Consider the following 19,127-nt stretch of genomic DNA (forward strand, 5'->3'; position numbering starts at 1 on the left):
CACAGTGCGCTCGGGCGAATTATGCGTAGTCATCATTTCGTCATACCTGAACGTCGATAATCCACCGCGAATAAATTGGCCGACGTGTCCCGAGCTGCGCAACCATAGCGCAGCCGGCGCGACGAAGGCCCGGGGATTTCGACATGACCATTCGTCACCGCATCACGCTACTCATCGTCCTGATGTTCGTCGCGCTGTCCGCCATCGGCGGCTACGCGGCCTTGCAGGCCCGCCGCAGCGCCACCGACGTCCGCCAGGTTACCCAGGGCGTCGTGCCGAGCGCCCTCGCGTCATCCGACCTCGTGTCGCTCGTGAAAGACGTGCAGCTCGCCACCATGACGCTCGTCTACGCACCCGACGCCACGGTGGCGTCGCTTGCGCAAAACGAACTCAAGGACAAGGAAGCCGCGTTGCGCGCCGCGCTCGACGTGCAGCGCAAGGCGGCAGCCAGCCACGCGCAGGAAGGCCTGGTTTCGCAGGCGCAGGAAAGCCTCGCGAATTACTTCTCCGCGATCGACGACACCGCGAAGATGAAGGCGAGCGGCAAGAACGAACTCGCGCAGGCCTATCTCTTCGCGAACGTCGCGCAGTACCGCGACGAACTCGAAGGCATCGTCACGACGATGCGCGTGGAAAAGAACCGCCAGAAGGACGACGCCATCCGCACGCTCAACGGCACGCTCGACACCACGACGAGCGCGATTGCCGGCGTGACGGGCGGCGCGGTGCTGCTGCTCACGCTCATCGGCGCGCTGCTGTACCGCCAGATCACGCGGCCGCTCTCGCGCATGCAGGCCATGATGAGCGAGATCGCATCGAGCCAGGACTTCACGCGCCGCGTGCCCGTGGGCCGCATGGACGAAATCGGTCATTCGATCGTCGCCTTCAACGGCATGATCGAGAAGATCCAGCAGAGCTCCGCGCAGCTCAAGCGCAAGACTGCCGACATTCAGGCGATGCTGCAGAACATGCAGCAGGGCATTCTCACGGTGGTGGAAGGCGCGACGATCCACAACGAATATTCGGCGTATCTAGAGGCAATCTTCGAAACGAACGAGATTGCGGGCCGTTCGCTGATGGGCCTCGTGTTCTCGCATACGGATCTCGACGCCGACACCCTCGCGCAGATCGACGCCGCCGTGCACGCGTGCCTTGGCGAAGACGACGTGAACTTCGCGTTCAATCAACATCTGCTCGTGAACGAGATCACGCGCACGCTGCCCGATGGCCGCGCGAAGGTGCTCGACCTGAGCTGGTCGGCCATTACCGACGAAAACGACGTGGTCGTGCGCCTCATGCTGTGCGTGCGCGACGTGACGGAGCTGCGCGAACTCGCGGCCGAAGCGGGCGAGCAGAAGCGCCGCCTCGAAATGATCGGCGAAATTCTTGCGGTGAGCGAAGAGAAGTTCCATCACTTCGTGGAAAGCTCGACGAGCTTCATTCACGAGAACGAGCACATCATTCGCCAGCACGACTGCGCGGACACGAGCGCGATTGCCGCGCTGTTCCGCAACATGCATACGATCAAGGGCAATGCGCGCACGTACAGCCTGCAGCATCTCACGGGCGTGGTGCACGAAGTCGAGCAGCGCTACGACGCGTTGCGCCGCGAAGACACGAGCCACACGTGGGACCAGCAGGCACTGATTGACGATCTGGAGCGCGTGAAGACGGCGCTCGAGCACTATACGAGCATCAACGAAGTGAGCCTCGGGCGCGGCCCGCGTGCGGCTGGCGCGCAAAACGGCGCGGCGAGCCTCACGGTCACACGCGAAGCGATCGAAGAGACGCTGCGCATCGTCGATCGCACCGACGACAACGACCTGCCCGCACTGCGTGCGATGCGCGCCGAACTGCGCGCCACGCTGCGCGCCATCGGCACCGAGCGCGTGGCCGATGCGCTCGCGGGCGTGACCGGTTCGCTGCCCTCGCTCGCCCTGGAACTCGGCAAGGTCGAACCGGTGGTGCAGATCGCCGACAACGGCTATCGCCTGCGCAGCGAGGCCGCCGGCACAGTGAAGAACGTGTTCATGCACCTGCTGCGCAACTCGCTCGACCACGGCATCGAAACGCCGGCGCAACGCCGCGTAATCGGCAAGGACGAGTCGGGTCATATCGACATCGACGTGAACGTGCACAACGGTGCGCTGCAACTGACGCTCGCCGACGACGGCCGCGGCCTCGCGCTCGCGCGCATTCGCGGCATCGCGGTGGAGCGCGGCTGGCTGCAGGCCTATGAAGCGGTGAGCGACGACGTAATCGCGGCGTTCATCTTCCGCCCCGGCTTTTCGACCGCGGCGAGCGTGACCGAAGTCTCGGGCCGCGGCGTGGGCATGGACGCGGTGCGCGATTTCCTCGAACGCGAGGGCGGCGCCATCGAACTGCGTTTCACCGATGACCGTGCAGGCGCCGATTACCGGCATTTCCAGACCGTCGTGCGTTTGCCGCAGCAGTGGGCCGTAAAGATGACGGATGCAACGCAGGCAAAGCAAGAGGAAGCGCTGGCGGGCTAGCGCATGGCGGGGGTGGAAGTGGTCTTACCGTATTTGATCGAAGGCGCGGCGCTCGTCGCCGTGGCGGCCGGCCTGGCCGTCGCGTGGGGCAAGCGCGCACAAACGCAGGCACGTGAGGTAGCGCGCGCGCAGGACGCCGCGCATGCGGCCGTGCTTGCACAGGCTCAGGCCCAGCACGCGGCGCAGCAGCAAGACGCCGCGCGAGAACACGAGGGGCTGGCTGCGCAGATCGAGTCGCTGCGCGCGGAACTCGCCCAGCGCCGGTCCGTGGCCGACGCACTCGAAGCGGCGCTCGCCGGCGAGCGCGCGCAGCGTGACGACGCCATGCAGCACGCGGCGCGCATCGCGAGCGAGGCTTCGCGCCTGAAGCTCATGTCGTCGACGTTCGAGCGCTGGCACGAGCAGATGATCTCGCTGATGGCGCAGAACAACGACATGCACAAGAAGAACCAGGAGCTGTCGTCGATCGTGAGCCATGTGCTGATCGTCTCGCTCAACGCTTCGATCGAAGCGGCGCGCGCGGGCGCGGCCGGGCGCGGCTTCTCGATCGTGGCGGGCGAGGTGCGTTCGCTGGCCACGCGCTCGCAGGAACTCTCGAAGAGCTATCGCGACAGCCTGAACCGCAACGACCTCATCACGGCCGCGACGTTCCAGGACATTCAGGCGGGCGGCAAGATGATCGCGGCGACGCTCGCGAGCGTGGAAGCGTCGACGCAGCAGCTGCATCACCAGCTCGAAGCGACGCGCGCCGGGGCGCACGCATGATCGGCACGCACGCGAAGGACAGCATCGAGCGGATTTTTTTCGCGGCGGCGCGCATGCGTCTCGTGACCGACGCGCAGCACAGCTGCGAAATCGAGCCGCGTGCGGGCGACGCGCCCCAGGGCGAGCGTCTGGTCGTGCTGACGATTTCGTCGATGCAGTTCCGCCTGCTGTTGCTGCTGCACTTCGAAGATGACGAGCGCACGCAGCGCTACTACGTGGGTGACGCCGCGCGCGCGCTCACCGAATGCTTCATGGAGTTCGGCAACCTGTGCTGCGGAGCCATGAACCAGCAGCTGGTCGAGCATTTCCCCGACCTCGGCATGTCCACGCCCTATGCGCTCAGCAGTGGGTGCCTGCCGTATCTGCGCGAACTGAAGCCCGATTACGTGCAGTCGTATGCGCTCACGATCGATCACGATGTTCGGCTCGGCGCCACGCTGTGCGTCTGCACGCAAGCGCCGCTCGATTTCGTGGCGAGCACCGCAGCGGTCGAAGTGCACGACAGCGCGGGCGAACTCGAATTGTTTTGAAGGTAGAGAACGGAAACATGAACGCGAACAAGCCAGTCAGCAAGCTGTTGCTGCTGGAAAGCGATACGGCGCGCGCCGAGGCGATCGCGCAAACCGCAGCCGCACACGATTGCGTGTGCGTGCCGGTGCGGCGCGACGCACTCTCGGCGGCGCTGAAGACGCATTACGACCTGGGCGGCGTGCTGCTCGGCGAGGACTTTGGCGGCTCGCTCGAAGCCGCGGCGGCGGTGGCCGTCGCGCTGGAAGCGGAGCGCCCCGAACTGCCCGTCGTGCTGCGGCGCGCAGCAAACGAGCACGGCGATGCGTTGCCCGAGCCGTTGCGCCGCCTGCCGTGCGCGAGCTGGCACGACAGCGATCCCGCAACGCTGATCGCGGCGCTCGAAGCGCACGTGTTCTCGCACGACTACCCGGACCCGCTCGTGGACGGCATCACCGACATGACGCTCGGGCGTCTGCGCGGCCTCTTTGCCGGACTCGAAGTGAACTGGGACACGCCGAGCATCGTGCGCGACCGCATCATCTTCGGCGAGGTGTTGACGCTCATTCCGATCGAGACCGCATGGTGCCGCGGCTGGCTTCTCATGCAGACCGAGGAGGCGCCGCTGATCGAGCTGCTCCCGCCGCGCGCGGGCCGCGACGAAGCGAGCGACTTCCGCGACGTAAACGGCGTGCTCGCCGAACTCACGAATCTCGTGTGGGGGGCGTTCCGCAACCGTTATCTGGGCAACGCACACGCTGCCGGCGAGGCGGGTTGGGGGCGCGCGCAGGTGCAGGTGCCGCTGCTCATCAATCATCGGCGGCGCTATCTGTCGTTTGGCTCGGACAACCCGCAGCTGTGCATCAAGTACCGGCTCACGTGCCCGGATACGGGCCGCGAAGTGGTGATCGACCAGCGTTTCGTGTTCAGCCTCGGCTGGTCGCGCGAAGGCTTTGACGAGACGGCCGCGCAGGCCGCAGCCGCTGCCGTTGAAGAACAGGCGAGCGGCGAACTCGAATTATTTTGATCAAATGCGCGCCCAAAGCGGCGCAACAGAGAGGGACAACATGGCAAAGATTCTGGTGGTGGACGATTCGAGCACGGTGCGCGACGAAGTGGCAGGCTTTCTGCGCAAGAACGGTCTGGACGTCGATACGGCGGTGGACGGCAAGGACGGCCTCGCGAAGCTGCGCTCGAACCCGGGCGTGAAGCTCGTGGTGAGCGACGTGAACATGCCGAACATGGACGGCCTCACGATGGTCGAGAAGATCCGCAGCGAACTCGCGAATACGGCCGTGAACGTGGTGATGCTGACTACGGAAAGCAGCCCGGCCATGAAGGAGCGCGGCAAGGCGGCCGGCGTGCGTGGCTGGATCGTGAAGCCGTTCAAGGGCGAAGCGGTGCTCGAAACGTTCCGCAAGCTCGCGAGCTAAGCGCAGCGCAAGCAAAAAGGCCCCGGCGCCATTGCCGGGGCCTGCGGACCAGACATCACGCCGCGATGGCGTGATCGGCAGCCGTGGCAGGGCTCAGCAGCACCGGAATCGACTTCGACGTCGGCGTGCCTGCGCCGTCCGCAATCGACGAAAGCGGCACGAGCGGATTGGTCTCGGGATAGTACGCGCCGAGGCAACCGCGCGGAATGTCGTACTCCACCAGCATGAAGTCTTCGACGTGGCGCTCCACGCCGTCGTCCCACACGCTCGTGATGTCCACGTGCTGGCCCGGCTCGAAACCGAGCATCGTCATGTCTTCGCGGTTCGCGAACAGCACGCGGCGCAGGCCGTACACGCCGCGATAGCGGTCGTCGAGACCGTAGATCGTCGTGTTGTACTGATCGTGCGAGCGCGTGGTCATGAGCGTCATGAGCCGCGGGCCATGCTCGGCGCGCGCGCGGTGAATGGGCGTATCGAGCGCGATGGCGTGCACCACGAACTGCGCCTTGTTGCTCGGCGTTTTCCACACGCGGTCGCGCGAGGCCACCCCCAGGTGGAAGCCGCCCGGGTGCTTCAGGCGTTCGTTGTAGTTCTCGAAGCCGTCGAACACCTTTTCGATGCCGTCGCGGATCTTCGCGTAGTCGGCGGCGAGGTCGAGCCAGTCCACCTTGTCGCTGCCGAGCGTGGCGTGCGCCATGCGCGCGACGATCGCGATTTCCGAAAGCAGGTTGGTCGAAGCGGGGCGGTTCATGCCGTAGGAGATGTGCACCATGCTCATCGAGTCCTCGACGCTCACGCCTTGCGGCACGCCGTTCTGCAGGTCGATCTCGGTGCGGCCGAGCGTGGGCAGGATGAGTGCGTCGTGGCCGTGAACCAGGTGGCTGCGGTTGAGCTTCGTCGTCACGTGCACCGTGAGCGCGCACGCGCGCATGGCTTCCCACGTGCGCGGCGTGTCGGGCGTGGCGATCGAGAAGTTGCCGCCCAGACCGATGAACACCTTCACGTGGCCTTCGAGCATCGCGTGGATGGTTTCCACGACGTCGTAGCCATGCTCACGCGGCGGTTCGAAATCGTAGGCCTTGCCGAGGCGGTCGAGAAACGCCTGGGTGGGCTTTTCCTCGATGCCCACCGTGCGGTCGCCTTGCACGTTCGAATGGCCGCGCACGGGGCACAGGCCCGCGCCACGGCGGCCGATGTTCCCGCGCATCATCATGAGGTTCGACAGCAACTGGATCGTCGCCACCGAATTCTTGTGCTGCGTGAGGCCCATGCCCCACGTCGAGATGACGGCGCGGCCCTTCACGTAGATGTCAGCGAGCTTGAGCACTTCTTCGATCGGCACGCCCGCTTCGGCGACGATGGTGTCCCACGACTCGGCACGCAGGTCGGCCGCGAAGGCGTCGAAGCCCATGCAGTGCTCGGCGATGAAGTCGACGTCGAGCACGCGTTCCGTGCCTTGCGCGAGCGCTTCGTCGTCGAGTTCGATCACGCGCTTGGCCACACCCTTGATGAGCGCGAAGTCGCCGCCCACGCGCGGGCGGATGAATACCGAGCTGATCTGCACGCCCTTGGGCGAGAGCATGTCGAGCGTGTGCTGCGGGCTCGCGAAACGTTCCAGCCCGCGCTCCTTCAACGGATTGATCGAGACGATGGTCGCGCCGCGCTTCGCGCAATCGCGCAACTCGCCGAGCATGCGCGGATGGTTCGTCGCCGGGTTCTGGCCGAAGATGAGCAGTGTGTCGGCGTGCTCGAAGTCGTCCAGCGTGACCGTCCCCTTGCCGATCCCCACCGTGCCCGGCAGGCCGCGGCTCGTGGCTTCGTGGCACATGTTCGAGCAGTCGGGGAAGTTGTTCGTGCCGTACATGCGCACGAACAGCTGGTAGAGGAACGCGGCCTCGTTGCTCGCGCGGCCCGAGGTGTAGAACGCGGCGCGGTTCGGGTCGTCGAGCGCGTTGAGGTGCTTCGCGATCAGCTTGAATGCGTCGTTCCACTCGATCGGCACGTAGCGGTCCTGCAGCGCGTCGTAGACGAGCGGATCGGTCAGGCGGCCGTGCTGCTCCAGCTCGTAGTCCGACTGGGCCATCAGCTCGCTGACCGTGTGCTCCTGGAAGAACTGCGGCGTCACGCGCTTGCTGGTCGCCTCCGCCGCCACGGCTTTCACGCCGTTCTCGCAGAATTCGAACGTGGAAGCGTGCTCGCGGTCGGGCCATGCGCAGCCGGGGCAGTCGAAGCCGTCGGGCTGGTTCTGCTTGAGCAGCGTGCGGTAATTGCCGCCCGTCACCTTCTCCTTGATCAGGTTGATGGCGACCTGCTTGAGCGCGCCCCAGCCGGCGGCGGGGTGGTGATATGGCTCGATGCGACCTTGCGGCTTCTTCATGATGCGGTTGGCTTTTCGTTTTCCAGGGCGGTCTGCCCGATGACTCAAGGCTACTGTGTTCCTGTGCCCCCGGAGATCACAGAAAAACCAAAAAGCAAGGGATACAGTTGCGGCGTTTTGTCATAGACTTGCCGGCATCGGCCGCGCGCGCGGCCTCGCCCCTTAGCCTGATTGAACGCAACCCGAACGTGACCCGCTACGAGCAACTCGCCGACGATATCGAAGCCGCCGTGCGCCGCGGCGTGTTTGGCCCCGGCGAGCGCATTCTCTCCGTGCGGCGCGCGAGCCAGCAGCACGGCGTGAGCATCAAGACGGTGCTGCGCGCCTATGCGCTGCTGGAAAGCCGCAGCGTGATCGAGTCGCGGCCGCAATCGGGCTATTTCGTGCGTGCGCGCCTGGGTGCGCCGCAAGGGCGCGGCGCGGCGGGCGCACGAGGCGCGCAGGGCAAGGACGCCGATTCCCCGGTCAAGCCCCGCCGCGCCAGCGCGCCGCGGCAGCCCGTGCCCGCCAACGTGGATGTGAGCCGGCTCGTGCTTTCGACGCTGCGCAGCATCGGCGCGCAGGACGCCGTGCCGCTCGGCTCGCCGTATCCGGACCCGGCGCTGTTCCCGTGGCGGCGCATCAACCAGTACGCCAACGCCATTGCGCGCCGTCATGCGAGCTGGAACCTCATCGACGACCTGCCGCCCGGCAACCCCGAGCTGATCCGCCAGATCGCGCGGCGCTACGCCGAAAACGGCGTGAGCGTCGATCCCGAGGAAATCGTCATCACCGTGGGCGCGACCGAGGCGATCAACCTGAGCCTGCAAGCCGTGGCCAAGCCGGGCGACACGGTGGCCGTCGAGTCGCCGACGTACTACGCGATGCTGCACGCCATCGAGCGTCTGGGCATGCGCGCCATTGAAGTGAGCACGCACGCGGATACCGGCATCGACCTCGACGCGCTGGAGCGCGTACTGACGCGCCAGAAAGTCGCGGCCTGCATGGTGATGCCGAACTTCCAGAATCCGCTGGGCTTTCGCATGCCCGACGCAAACAAGGCGCGGCTCGTGGCGCTTGCCGAGGCGCACGACTTGCCCGTGATCGAGAACGACGTTTATCAGGAGCTGTACTTCGGGCAGACGCGGCCTTCCACGCTCAAGCAGTTCGACACGCGCGGCCTCGTGCTGCATTGCGCCTCGTTTTCGAAGAGCCTTTCCGCCTCGTACCGCATCGGCTGGGCGCTGCCGGGGCGCTACCGCGCGCAGGTCGAGAAGCTCAAGTTCCTCAACACGCTCACGACACCCTCGGTTCCCCAGGTGGCGCTGGCCGACTACTTGCGCCACGATGGCTACGACCGGCACCTGCGCCGCGTGCGGCGCTTTTACCGGCAACAGGCGCGGCTCATGCGGGCGATGGTCGAGCGCTTCTTTCCGGCGGGCACGCGCACCTCGGAGCCGCAAGGCGGCTACGTGCTGTGGGTGGAACTGCCGCCGCGCGTCGATTCGATGCGGCTCTATCAGGCGGCGCTCGCGCAGGGCATTACCATCGGGCCCGGTTACATGTTCTCGATGCGCAACGAGTATCACCACTACATCCGGCTGAACTACAGCTACCCATGGAACGCGCAGACCGAAGCCGCGCTGAAGACGCTAGGCGAAATGGCCGCGAAGATGGCATGAGGAGACAGACGATGAACGCAGATAAAGAGCGCGACGATGACGACGCAGACGAGTCGGGCGTCGACCCGGTGCTGATTGCTGTGCTCGAGCAGTTGTGGCGCGCAGAGTGCGAGAAGCACGAGCGGCCTGAGACTCAGGGCCGGGCGTGGTCGCTCGCGAAACTCTCGAAGCAGGCCGGCGTGCCGATGAGCGGACTGCGCAGGCAACTCACGGCGCTCGTGGACAGCGGCCTGGTGGTGACGACGCAGGCCGAAGATGGAACCGGCACGGCGAGTCTGTCGGATGAAGGGCGGGCGTTTTGTGCGGAGGTGTTCGGCGAGGGCGAAGCGTAGCGCGCCGCCTTGCTCGCTCGTAACCCGATGTTGCCGTTGTCGGTTTGCGACACGGTTCATGCGCAACGGGTCAATACATCTAGGACAAATCTGAAATTCCTGCGCAATCGCCGCTTTGACAATTTTTGACGTGTTTTGAGATAGTCGCCTGACCAGAATCGCCTGACAAACTGAAAGTGTCGGGCGACGATGAACAAGATTTACAGGCTGGTGTTCAGCCGTGCGCGCAACATGCTCGTCGCAGTCGAAGAGAGCGCGACGGCATGTGGCAAGCGGGGGCGCGGCGAGGCCGCTGTGGCGGCGGCCGTGTTGCTGGTGGGCGGGGCACCGCTGCTCGTGCACGCCCAGATCGTTCCTTCGGGTGCCCATGCGCCCGGCGTCATCAACACGCCCAATGGCCTGCCGCAGGTGAACGTCAACCGCCCCTCGGGCGCTGGCGTGTCGATGAACAGCTACTCGCAGTTCGACGTCCAGCAGCGCGGCGCGGTTCTCAACAATTCGCCGACGATCGCGAATACGCAGCTGGCGGGGCAGATCAATGGCAATCCGAACTATGTTGCGGGCCAGTCGGCGCGGATCATCGTCAACCAGGTCAACGGTGCCAACCCTACGCGGTTCAATGGCCCACTCGAAGTTGCAGGTCGGCGTGCCACGGTGGTGCTGGCAAACCCGTCGGGGATTTCCGTCAACGGTGGCAGCTTCATCAATACGAACCGCGCCGTTCTGACGACCGGCATCCCGCAACTCGACGCAAACGGTGCGCTCACGGGCTACAACGTCACGGGCGGCAATATCGCCGTGCAGGGCGCGGGCTTTAACGCGTCGAATGTCGATCAGGTCGATTTACTGGCAAGAGCCGTGCAAATCAATGCGGCGGTCTATGCCAACAGCCTGAGTGTCATCGCCGGCGCGAACAACGTCAATCACGATACGCTCGCGGCGACGCCGATCGCGGGCAATGGCGTTCCTGCGCCGGTCTCGATCGACGTCAAGCCAGCTAGGCGGTATGTACGCGGGCAAGATCTATCTGGGGTCCAACGAGCACGGCGTGGGCGTGTCGAACGCGGGCGTAATCGCCGCCCAGGCGGGCGACTTTACGCTGCGTTCGGATGGCCGCGTCCTGCTCACGGGCAGGACGACCGCAAGCGGCAACGTCGCCCTGAACTCGAATACAGGTATTACGAACACCGGCACCGCTTACGCGCGAGGCTCGCTTGCAGCGCATAGCGCAGGCGATCTCACGAACAGCGGCACGCTCGCGGCGCAGGGCGCGCTCAATGCGGGCGCGGGGTCGGTGAATTCGACCGGTTCGCTCGCCGCGGGCGTGAACGGCGATGGCGTGGTGACGCAGGCGGCGAATCTGAATGTTGATTCGTCGGGCGCGCTTTCAGCCACGGGCCATAACGTCGCGGGCGGGGATGCGACGCTTTCGGGCGTGTCGGTCAATCTCGCAGGCAGCGAAACGGCGGCGAACGGCAACCTGTCGCTCACGGCGAACGCAGGCGACCTGAATCTCTCGGGCGCGACGACGAGCGCCCAAGGCGCAGTGAACGCGCAGGCATCGGGCGCGATGGTCAACGACCACGGCGCGATGACGGGCGGTGCCGTGACACTCAACGCGGGCAGGCTCTCGAACCAGGGCGGCAATGTCTCGGCGCAGGGGCCGCTCAACGCGACGGCGGCAGGCGACGTGTCGAACCAGGCCGGCGTGTTCGTTTCGCAGGGCGCGATGCAGGTGCGCAGCGGTGGGGCCGTCGCCAACGGCCAGGGCACGATGCAGAGCGCGATGGGTTTTTCGCTGTCCGGCACGTCTCTGGACAACACGGCAGGCCGCATTACCTCACTGAACGGCGACGGCCTGAACCTCGGTGTGACTGGCACGCTGCTGAACGGCGTGGGTGGCGTGATCGGCGGCAATGGCAACGTGCAGATCAGCGCCTACACCTTCAGGAACGCGGGGCAGGTCAGCGCGCTGCATAACGCCATCCTGAACGCATGGAACCTGAGCAACAGCGGCTCGGCGAGCGCGGGCGATGCGTTGACGGCTACCGCGACCGGGTTGCTTGCCAACGCAGGCGGCACGCTCTCGGGTACGACCGTGACGGCTACGGGTGCGTCCATCGACAACGCGAAGGGCAACATCGATGCGGATACCGTAGCGGTCTCGACGCCTGGAGACCTCAACAACGAAGGCGGCGTGATCACGCAGACGGGCAGCAGCGCGCAGACGGCGAGCGTGGGCGGCAGGCTGGACAATTCGAACGGCGGGCGGATCGCATCGAACGCCACGAACCTGCGCGTAACGGGAGCATCGATTGATAACGGAGCAGGCGCGATTGCGCACGCTGGTACGGGCACGCTGACGGTCAGCGCGGGCAACGGCGCGGGTGCGGTATCGAACGCGGGCGGCGCGATTACCAGCAATGGGAATGTCGTGGCCCAAGCGGGCTCGCTCAACAACACGGCGGGTTCGGTCAGCGGACAGCGCGGCGTCGCGGCGACGGTCAGCGGCGCGCTGGACAATACCGGCGGCAAGGTACTGTCGAACACGGATCTGAGCGTCACAAGCGCCACACTCACGAACGATGGCGGTCAGATTGGCGCGGGCGCCAACGGGACGATCCGCATCGGTTCGATGACGAACAGCGGCGGGAAGGTCGTCGCGCCAAACCTCACGATCTCGACCGCCGACACGCTGGACAACAGCGGAGGCGATATCGAGTCAAACCGGCTCGCGCTCTCCGCCACCGATCTGCTGAACCACGGCGGCACGATCACGCAATACGACGCGGTGCCGATGGGCCTGCACATCAGCGGGACATTCGACAACTCGTCGGGCGGTACGCTGCAAACCAGCAGCACCGACTTCTCGCTCACGCCCTGGGCGCTCAACAACAACGGAGGCTCGATCCTCCACGCCGGCGCGGGCACGTTCACGATTGCACCGGGCAACGGCGCGGGTGCGCTCTCGAACGTGGGCGGCAGGATCATCACGGCGGGCGAACTCGTCGCGAACGCGGGGAGCGTCGACAACACGTCGGGCGTATTTGCCGCGCAGGGCTATCTCTCGGCCGCCATCGCGGGCGTGCTGAACAACACTCAAGGTGTGGTGCGCTCGCTCGCGTCCGCTTCCATCGACAGCGGGGCGCTGACGAACGTGAACGGCCAGATCCAGTCCGGCACCGGGGCGGCAGGCGACGTCAGCACGCTCGCCGTCCGCGCTGCGTCCACTGACAACACGCGCGGTGTCATCGGCAACCTCGGCAGGGGCGACACGACGGTTCAGGGCGGCAGCGAACTCCTGAATGCGGGTGGCCAGGTCACGGGCAACGGCAATCTCGACGTCAATGCGTCGTCGATCCTGAACACCCAGGGCGCTCAGGTGAGCGGCGCGAACGTCACGGTGACGGGCGATAACCTGAACAACACCAGCGGCGCAATCGGCAACGTCGCGGGCCTGACCGGTGATGTCACGGTCACGACTACGGGCGCGATCGACAACACCCGCGGCCAGATCGGCGCGACCCACGACCTCGCGGTGAGGGCATCGACGCTCACGGGCGGCGGCGCGTACAGCGCAGCCAATGACGTGGCGATCAGCATGCAGGGTGATTTCGCGACCGCGGTCGATGTGCAGTTCAACGCCGGTCACGACCTTACATTCACGCTGCCAGGAGCGTTCGCCAATGCGGCGCTGGTGGAGGCGGGCAACAACCTCGGCATCAACGCGGGCGACATCTTCAATAGCGGGACCATGATGGCGGGCGGCACGCTCACCACGCACTCGGGCACACTGCAGAACACGGGCACCATGGTGGGTGGCAGCGTATCGCTGTATGCGAACCGCAGCCTGACCAATGTGGGGCCAGCCGCGCTCATCGGTGCGACGGACAGCAACGGTACGCTGGAACTGCTTGCGAACGATATCGAGAACCGCGACGACACCACGGCCACCGACACGCAGGCGACCACCGCGATCTATGGCCTGGGCAAAGTCGTGCTGGCGGGCGGCAAGGATGCGAACGGGCACTACACCAACGCGGCGCTGATCCGCAATCAGTCGGCGCTGGTCGAATCGGCGGGCGACATGGAGCTGCACGCCGACCAGGTGACGAACACGCGGCGCGTGATGACGACGACCGGCCTTAATCAGCCTGTCGATCCCGCGCTGCTGGAACAGCTTGGCATCAGCCTGTCCGGGTGCGTCGCGACCTATATGGCCGCGTGCGGGCCGGGTAATCCGCAGGTCCTGGGTTCAAAGGGCGATCCGACGATGATCGGCGGTGTGCCGACCGACCCGCCGCATGGCGGGCAGTGGAACAGCACGTACCAGTACACGACCTATACGGGCGTCGCGGTGGCGAACCTGATTGCCGGCATCAGCCCGCAGGCGCAGATCATTGCTGGTGGCACTCTTGATGCCTCGTCGGTGGGCCTGTTCCAGAACTACTGGAGCGCGGTCGCGGCAGTCGCCAACATCGCTGCGCCTGTCTCGCTCGACCAGAATAGCTGGCGGGTTCAGGCCGCACCCGGCGTGCAGGTTACGTACTCGGGCCAGTATCACTACGACAACTACGACAACAGCGAGCACAACTGGCAGTTGCCGTTCGGTGATGCCGGGTTCGTCACCAACCATCCGGGCGGCTATACGCAGGCCGCACCCGCAGACATCCGCAACTACGCGCTGCCTGCCTACGAGTCGAGCTTTGTTGCGGGCGGCACGCTCTCCGGGTCGGGCATCCACATCGACAACACGGCGGGCAACGCGGGCATTCCTTCACTCGGGCTTGCCGCTGGCCAGTCGCTGACCGGCGTGGATGTCGGCGCGGTGAGCGGCAATGCCGGCGGCACGAAGGGCGGCACGGCCTCGGTCAAGGGCGGCGGGAGCAGGGTCGATCCGGTCATCGCGAGCGCGACCGCACAGAACGTGCTGCAAAACCTCACGATCCCCCAGGGGGGTCTCTTCAGGCCGGTGAGCACGCCCGGTGTGAATTACCTGATCGAGACGAACCCGGCGTTCACGAACCAGAAAGCGTTCATCTCGAGCGACTATTACCTGCAACAGCTTGGCCTGAATCCGCAGACGACCGAAAAGCGCCTGGGCGATGGCTTCTACGAGCAGCAACTCGTGCGCAACCAGATGACGTCGCTCACCGGCAAGGCCGTCCTTGGGCCCTATACCGATCTCCAGTCGATGTACGAAGCGATGCTTGCGGCGGGCGCATCGCTTTCGAAGTCGCTGGACCTGCCGCTCGGCATGAGCCTGTCGCCCGAGCAGGTGGCGCAACTCACGAGCAACGTCATCATCATGCAGACGCAGGTTGTGGACGGACAGTCGGTGCTCGTGCCCGTGGTCTACCTCGCGAAGGCGAGCCAGCAGAACATGGACGGGCCGCTCATCGCGGCAACCGATATCGACCTCAAGAACGCGCAGACCTTCACGAACAGCGGCACGGTGCAGGCGGCGAACTCGATGCAGATCGACGGCCAGTCGATCAACAACGCGTTCGGCGCGCTCACGAGCGGCGGCCTCATGGCGCTGGCCACAGCAGGCAACGTCGATCTGACCTCTGCGAAGGTGAACGCCGGGAGTCTTGTGCTCAACGCGGGCGGCAACGTGATCCTCGACGCGGCCACGAAAACGCTCAATCAGGTGAGCGCCACAGGCGCCACGCGCGTGAGCACGACGACGGGTCCGGTGGCGAGCCTGAACGTGGCGGGCGACGCGGCGATCATCACAGGAGGCAACTTCGAGCAGCACGGGGCCAACCTCGATATCGGCGGCAACCTCGGCATGGCCGTGGGCGGCAACTACGATATCGGCACGGTGCAGACGGGCGAGCACAAGGTGGTCGAGCGCGCGAATGGCGTGTCGGACACGAACATCAACAGCGTGACGGGCAGCACCGTGAACGTGGGCGGCGTCTCGGTGATTGGCGTGGGCGGCGACCTGACGGCGAGCGGCGCGAACCTCAACCTGGGCGGCGGGGGCACCATCGCGGCGAAGGGCGACGTCACGCTCGATGCGGCGAAGGCAACCTCGACCATCGACAGCAATAGTTCCGGCAGCGACGGTCACGGCAGTTACTCGGAGTCGTCGCACAGATCGCACGATGCGTTGACGGCGACCACGCTCAATGCGGGGGATTCACTCGCGGTGGTGTCGGGCAAGAACATCGACATCAACGGCAGCTCGGTCAACCTCGACAAGGGCACGCTGGCGCTTGCAGCAACGGGCGATGTCAATATCGGCGCGGCGACCGAAACGCACATCGATAGCTCGCAGGAGCAGCACAGCCACAGCAACGTGGTCAGCGGCAAGGAGGTGGCGAGTTCGCACGATACGACCGTCACGCGCTCGCAGGGCAGCACGATCTCGGCGGATAGCGTGTCGATCTCGGGCGGCCACGATATCAGCGTGAACGGCAGCACGGTTGTCGGGACGAACGATGTGGCGCTCGCTGCCGCGCATGACGTGAACATCGGCACGACGCAGGACACCATGCAGTCCTCGGGCAGCTATGCGGAGAAGCGCACGGGCCTGGGCACGAGCGGCCTGACGGTGACGGTCGGCTCCAGCAAGCTCGCGAAGACTGATCAGCAGTCGAGTGTCACGAACAACGCGAGTACGGTGGGGTCGATCAACGGCAATCTGGCGATCCAGGCGGGCAATACGCTGCATGTGACGGGTAGTGACTTGCTGGCGGGTGGCAACGTCACGGGCATGGCCTCGAACATCATCATCGATTCGGCCACCGATACCGCGCACCAGGCGCGGACGCAAAAGACCAGCAGCAGCGGCGTGACGATTGGCCTCGCCGGTTCGGTTGGCGATGCGATCAACAATGCGTATTCGGAAGGTCGCGCCGTCAGCCATTCTGCGGACAGCGGCAATGATCGTGCGGCGGCGCTGCATGCGATTGCAGCGGGGAGCGATGCTGCAATGGCAGGCGCGGGAGTGAAGGCCCTTGCCGATGGTGGGAAGCCCGATATCGGCATCAAGGTGAGCATCGGTTCGAGCAAGAGCCAAAGCCAGTCGTCGGAGGACATGACGACGCAGCGCGGCTCGAACGTGGCGGCGGGCGCTGCGGCGGCGTTCGTCGCAACGGGCGACGGTACACCCGGCAGCGGCAACGTCACGATTGCCGGTTCGAACGTGAGCGCAAACGACGTGCTGCTGGCGGCGAAGAACCAGGTGGACGTGGTCAACACCACGAACACCGATTCGACGCGCAGCTCGAACAGTTCCAGTAGCGCGAGCATTGGCGTGCAGTACACGCTGGGTGGCGGCTTTGGTGTGTCGGCCGCGATGGCGAACGCGCACGGCGATGCGAACAGCGACGCGGCGGTCCAGAATGCCTCGCACGTGAACGGCACGAACAGCGTGACGGTGATCTCGGGCAGCGACACGAACATCACCGGCTCGCAGGTCCACGGTGGGAAGGTGATCGCGGACGTGGGCGGCAACCTGAACATTGCAAGCGTGCAGGACGTGACGAACAGCGCCGCGCACCAGAGCAGCGCGGGTGGTGGCTTCACGATCAGCCAGGGCGGCGGCAGCGCGAGCTTCAGCGCGCAGAACGGCCATGCAGATTCGAACTATGCGGGCGTGAAGGAGCAGGCGGGGATCAATGCGGATAGTGGTGGCTTCGACATCAATGTGAGGGGGAACGCGGACCTGAAGGGCGGCGTGATAACGAGTGCGGCCGACGCAGCACAAAACAGCCTGACGACCGGGACGCTGACGTACGGCGATATCGCGAACCAGTCGCACTACAGCGCCAACAGCAGTGGCATCAGTGTGGGCGGCGGGCTAGATTCGACGGGCAAGGCGATCGGCCCCGGCTCGACGCCGGGCGGGGCGATCCCGACGTTTGCATCGCAGGCGGGCGACGAAAGCGCGACGACGAGGAGCGCCATTGGCGCGGGTACGATCACGATTACCGACGCGACGAACCAGACACAGGACGTGGCGAGCCTGAGCCGCGACACGACCGGCACGAACGGCATGGTGTCGAAAACGCCGGACGTGAACGAGATCCTGAACCAGCAGGCCGACACGATGCAGGCGGCGCGAGCGGCGGGTCAGGTGATTGCGCAGGGGATTGGCACGTATGCGCAGGGCAAGTACAGGGAGGCCCAGGATCAGGCGGATGCGGCGACAAAGGCGGGCAATCTGGAGCTGGCCGCTCAGTACCAGGCGGTCGCGGATTCGTGGGCTGAGGGTGGGAGTAACCGTGTAACGCTGCATATCGGGGGCGGAGCGCTGCTGGGCGGGCTGGGTGGCGGCAGTGTCGGGACGGCGCTGCAGGGGGCGGCCGGAGCAGGGCTGTCGGCAGCGCTGGCGAATCAACTGGACAGTCTGTCGAAGGGAATCGCGGACAGTACTGGCTCAACGCTGCTGGGCAGTCTGGCGTCGAACGTGGCGGCGGGTGTTGGTGGCGCGCTGGTTGGTGGGGGTGCGGGCGCGACCACGGCGGCCAATGCGGACCTGTACAACCGGCAGCTTCACCCGGACGAGCGAAAACTGGCGAAAAATATTGCCGATAAAAGCAACGGCCAGTACACGCAGGCGCAGGTGGAAGACCAGTTGCGGCTCATGGGCCTGTCGTCCGCGGATGGTAGCTCGGTGCCGCCGGGAACCGCCGAGGAACTGAACGGGCGCACCCCAACCGATCCGGGCGCGAAGTGGATCGATACGGGCTTGACGAACGCAAACGGAAATCCGCTGGTGATCCAGGCGCTGCCGCAGGCGAATCCGGAGTTGCAGGCGTTCATCCTGCAGAATTACAACTCGGCCACACCGGGCGGTGTCCCGAGCGTCTACACGTATACGCCGACCCCGGTCGCAACGGATGTACGGGGCGCGGTGGCCAATGTGGCGGAGAGCGTTTCGACGGCGGCAGGCCGGATAGGTTCTGCTGCCGCTGCGGGAGCCAGTCTTCCGACGCCGTATGCCCCGGCCCTAGATACCATCGCCTTTGGCAGCACGGTGACGGGCATCGCAGCAGATTTTATCCAACAAATCGCGCAGCCGAATTCGGCGCAATATGTGTTCAACGGCTTCACGGCAATGTTGAGTAACTACGCATCAAGCAAATTTCCTGGGCTCACGCCGGCTATTAATGAGCTAACAAACCAGGTGAACTCCAGTAGCGCCGCAGCCTCGATTCAAGACCGTACGAATAAAGCGGTGGGCGCAAACACCACAGGGAAAAAGCAATGAAGATTCGATTCATCGAGGACGGAAACCTTAGTTCGTGGCTGCGTCTTCTTCTTATTCTCCTCGGCATTGGGTTTGCTGCCACTGCAATTGAGTTCGATCTTCCCATTGTCTGGGCTCGCATGCTCCTGCTTATCGGATTCGCTATTGCACTTGTTGGGGGAATGACGAGTCGCGCTAAATTTCTGCACATAAAACCCTTCGACAACAGCTACAAAAAGGCGCGCAAGAGCTACGAAGTGAAAGACGACGGGCAGAACAAGTCCTGATAACAAACCGGCGTTGGCCGGGTTTATTGTTTGCAATACTGTTCAAT

10 protein-coding genes and 1 pseudogene are annotated in these 19,127 nt (G+C 65.2%); 10 read left to right on the top strand and 1 reads right to left on the bottom strand.

The annotated features are described in order from the left end of the window. Positions 1 to 143: 143 nt before the first annotated feature. From AB4Y35_RS01755 to AB4Y35_RS01775, 5 genes are read left to right on the top strand one after another with little or no spacing between them, the layout of a single operon-like run. The gene (locus AB4Y35_RS01755) at positions 144 to 2,513 is read left to right on the top strand and encodes a HAMP domain-containing protein (RefSeq protein ID WP_368703101.1); all 2,370 of its coding nucleotides are present in this window, start codon (positions 144 to 146) and stop codon (positions 2,511 to 2,513) included. A gap of 3 nt (positions 2,514 to 2,516) precedes the next feature. Beyond that, positions 2,517 to 3,278: a methyl-accepting chemotaxis protein gene (locus AB4Y35_RS01760; RefSeq protein WP_368703102.1), complete on the top strand. Its 762-nt coding sequence runs from the start codon at positions 2,517 to 2,519 to the stop codon at positions 3,276 to 3,278. Then, positions 3,275 to 3,808: a hypothetical protein gene (locus AB4Y35_RS01765; protein WP_368703103.1), complete on the top strand. Its 534-nt coding sequence runs from the start codon at positions 3,275 to 3,277 to the stop codon at positions 3,806 to 3,808. Before AB4Y35_RS01760 ends, AB4Y35_RS01765 begins: the two co-directional genes overlap by 4 nt. A gap of 17 nt (positions 3,809 to 3,825) precedes the next feature. Beyond that, positions 3,826 to 4,812, top strand: coding sequence for a chemotaxis protein CheX (locus AB4Y35_RS01770; protein ID WP_368703104.1), 987 nt, complete (start codon positions 3,826 to 3,828; stop codon positions 4,810 to 4,812). A gap of 40 nt (positions 4,813 to 4,852) precedes the next feature. After that, entirely contained in the window at positions 4,853 to 5,218 is a 366-nt protein-coding gene (locus tag AB4Y35_RS01775) for a response regulator (RefSeq protein ID WP_028229743.1), read from the top strand. 55 nt (positions 5,219 to 5,273) lie between these two features. On the opposite strand, the gene AB4Y35_RS01780 is transcribed toward AB4Y35_RS01775, so the two are convergent. Further along, positions 5,274 to 7,595 carry an FdhF/YdeP family oxidoreductase gene (locus tag AB4Y35_RS01780; RefSeq protein WP_368703105.1) on the bottom strand — a complete coding sequence of 774 codons (2,322 nt, stop codon included), beginning with the start codon at positions 7,593 to 7,595 and terminating at the stop codon, positions 5,274 to 5,276. 188 nt (positions 7,596 to 7,783) lie between these two features. Between AB4Y35_RS01780 and AB4Y35_RS01785 the strand changes: the two genes are divergently transcribed. The 5 genes and pseudogenes from AB4Y35_RS01785 (at position 7,784) to AB4Y35_RS01805 (ending at position 19,080) form a co-directional block, all read left to right on the top strand. Next, complete coding sequence (locus AB4Y35_RS01785; RefSeq protein ID WP_368703106.1) at positions 7,784 to 9,256, top strand: PLP-dependent aminotransferase family protein; 1,473 nt, start codon at positions 7,784 to 7,786, stop codon at positions 9,254 to 9,256. 11 nt (positions 9,257 to 9,267) lie between these two features. Then, the gene (locus AB4Y35_RS01790) at positions 9,268 to 9,588 is read left to right on the top strand and encodes an ArsR family transcriptional regulator (protein WP_324160490.1); all 321 of its coding nucleotides are present in this window, start codon (positions 9,268 to 9,270) and stop codon (positions 9,586 to 9,588) included. Between the two features lie 231 nt (positions 9,589 to 9,819). Further along, positions 9,820 to 10,527, top strand: a pseudogene (locus AB4Y35_RS01795) (filamentous hemagglutinin N-terminal domain-containing protein); the annotation flags it as partial. A 67-nt stretch (positions 10,528 to 10,594) separates the two neighbouring features. Continuing rightward, positions 10,595 to 18,814, top strand: a complete 8,220-nt coding sequence (locus tag AB4Y35_RS01800; RefSeq protein WP_368703107.1) for a hemagglutinin repeat-containing protein — start codon at positions 10,595 to 10,597, stop codon at positions 18,812 to 18,814. After that, entirely contained in the window at positions 18,811 to 19,080 is a 270-nt protein-coding gene (locus AB4Y35_RS01805; RefSeq protein WP_368696537.1) for a hypothetical protein, read from the top strand. Before AB4Y35_RS01800 ends, AB4Y35_RS01805 begins: the two co-directional genes overlap by 4 nt. The last annotated feature ends 47 nt before the right edge of the window (positions 19,081 to 19,127 follow it).

It is taken from the genome of Paraburkholderia sp. EG286A (assembly GCF_040965375.1).
Taxonomy (GTDB): domain Bacteria; phylum Pseudomonadota; class Gammaproteobacteria; order Burkholderiales; family Burkholderiaceae; genus Paraburkholderia.

Excerpts from the sequence above, each read along its gene's own strand:
- AB4Y35_RS01755 (WP_368703101.1), top strand. The coding sequence starts at position 144 with ATGACCATTCGTCACCGCATCACGCTACTCATCGTCCTGATGTTCGTC.
- AB4Y35_RS01760 (WP_368703102.1), top strand. The coding sequence starts at position 2,517 with ATGGCGGGGGTGGAAGTGGTCTTACCGTATTTGATCGAAGGCGCGGCG.
- AB4Y35_RS01765 (WP_368703103.1), top strand. The coding sequence starts at position 3,275 with ATGATCGGCACGCACGCGAAGGACAGCATCGAGCGGATTTTTTTCGCG.
- AB4Y35_RS01770 (WP_368703104.1), top strand. The coding sequence starts at position 3,826 with ATGAACGCGAACAAGCCAGTCAGCAAGCTGTTGCTGCTGGAAAGCGAT.
- AB4Y35_RS01775 (WP_028229743.1), top strand. The coding sequence starts at position 4,853 with ATGGCAAAGATTCTGGTGGTGGACGATTCGAGCACGGTGCGCGACGAA.
- AB4Y35_RS01780 (WP_368703105.1), bottom strand. The coding sequence starts at position 7,595 with ATGAAGAAGCCGCAAGGTCGCATCGAGCCATATCACCACCCCGCCGCC.
- AB4Y35_RS01790 (WP_324160490.1), top strand. The coding sequence starts at position 9,268 with ATGAACGCAGATAAAGAGCGCGACGATGACGACGCAGACGAGTCGGGC.
- AB4Y35_RS01800 (WP_368703107.1), top strand. The coding sequence starts at position 10,595 with ATGTACGCGGGCAAGATCTATCTGGGGTCCAACGAGCACGGCGTGGGC.
- AB4Y35_RS01805 (WP_368696537.1), top strand. The coding sequence starts at position 18,811 with ATGAAGATTCGATTCATCGAGGACGGAAACCTTAGTTCGTGGCTGCGT.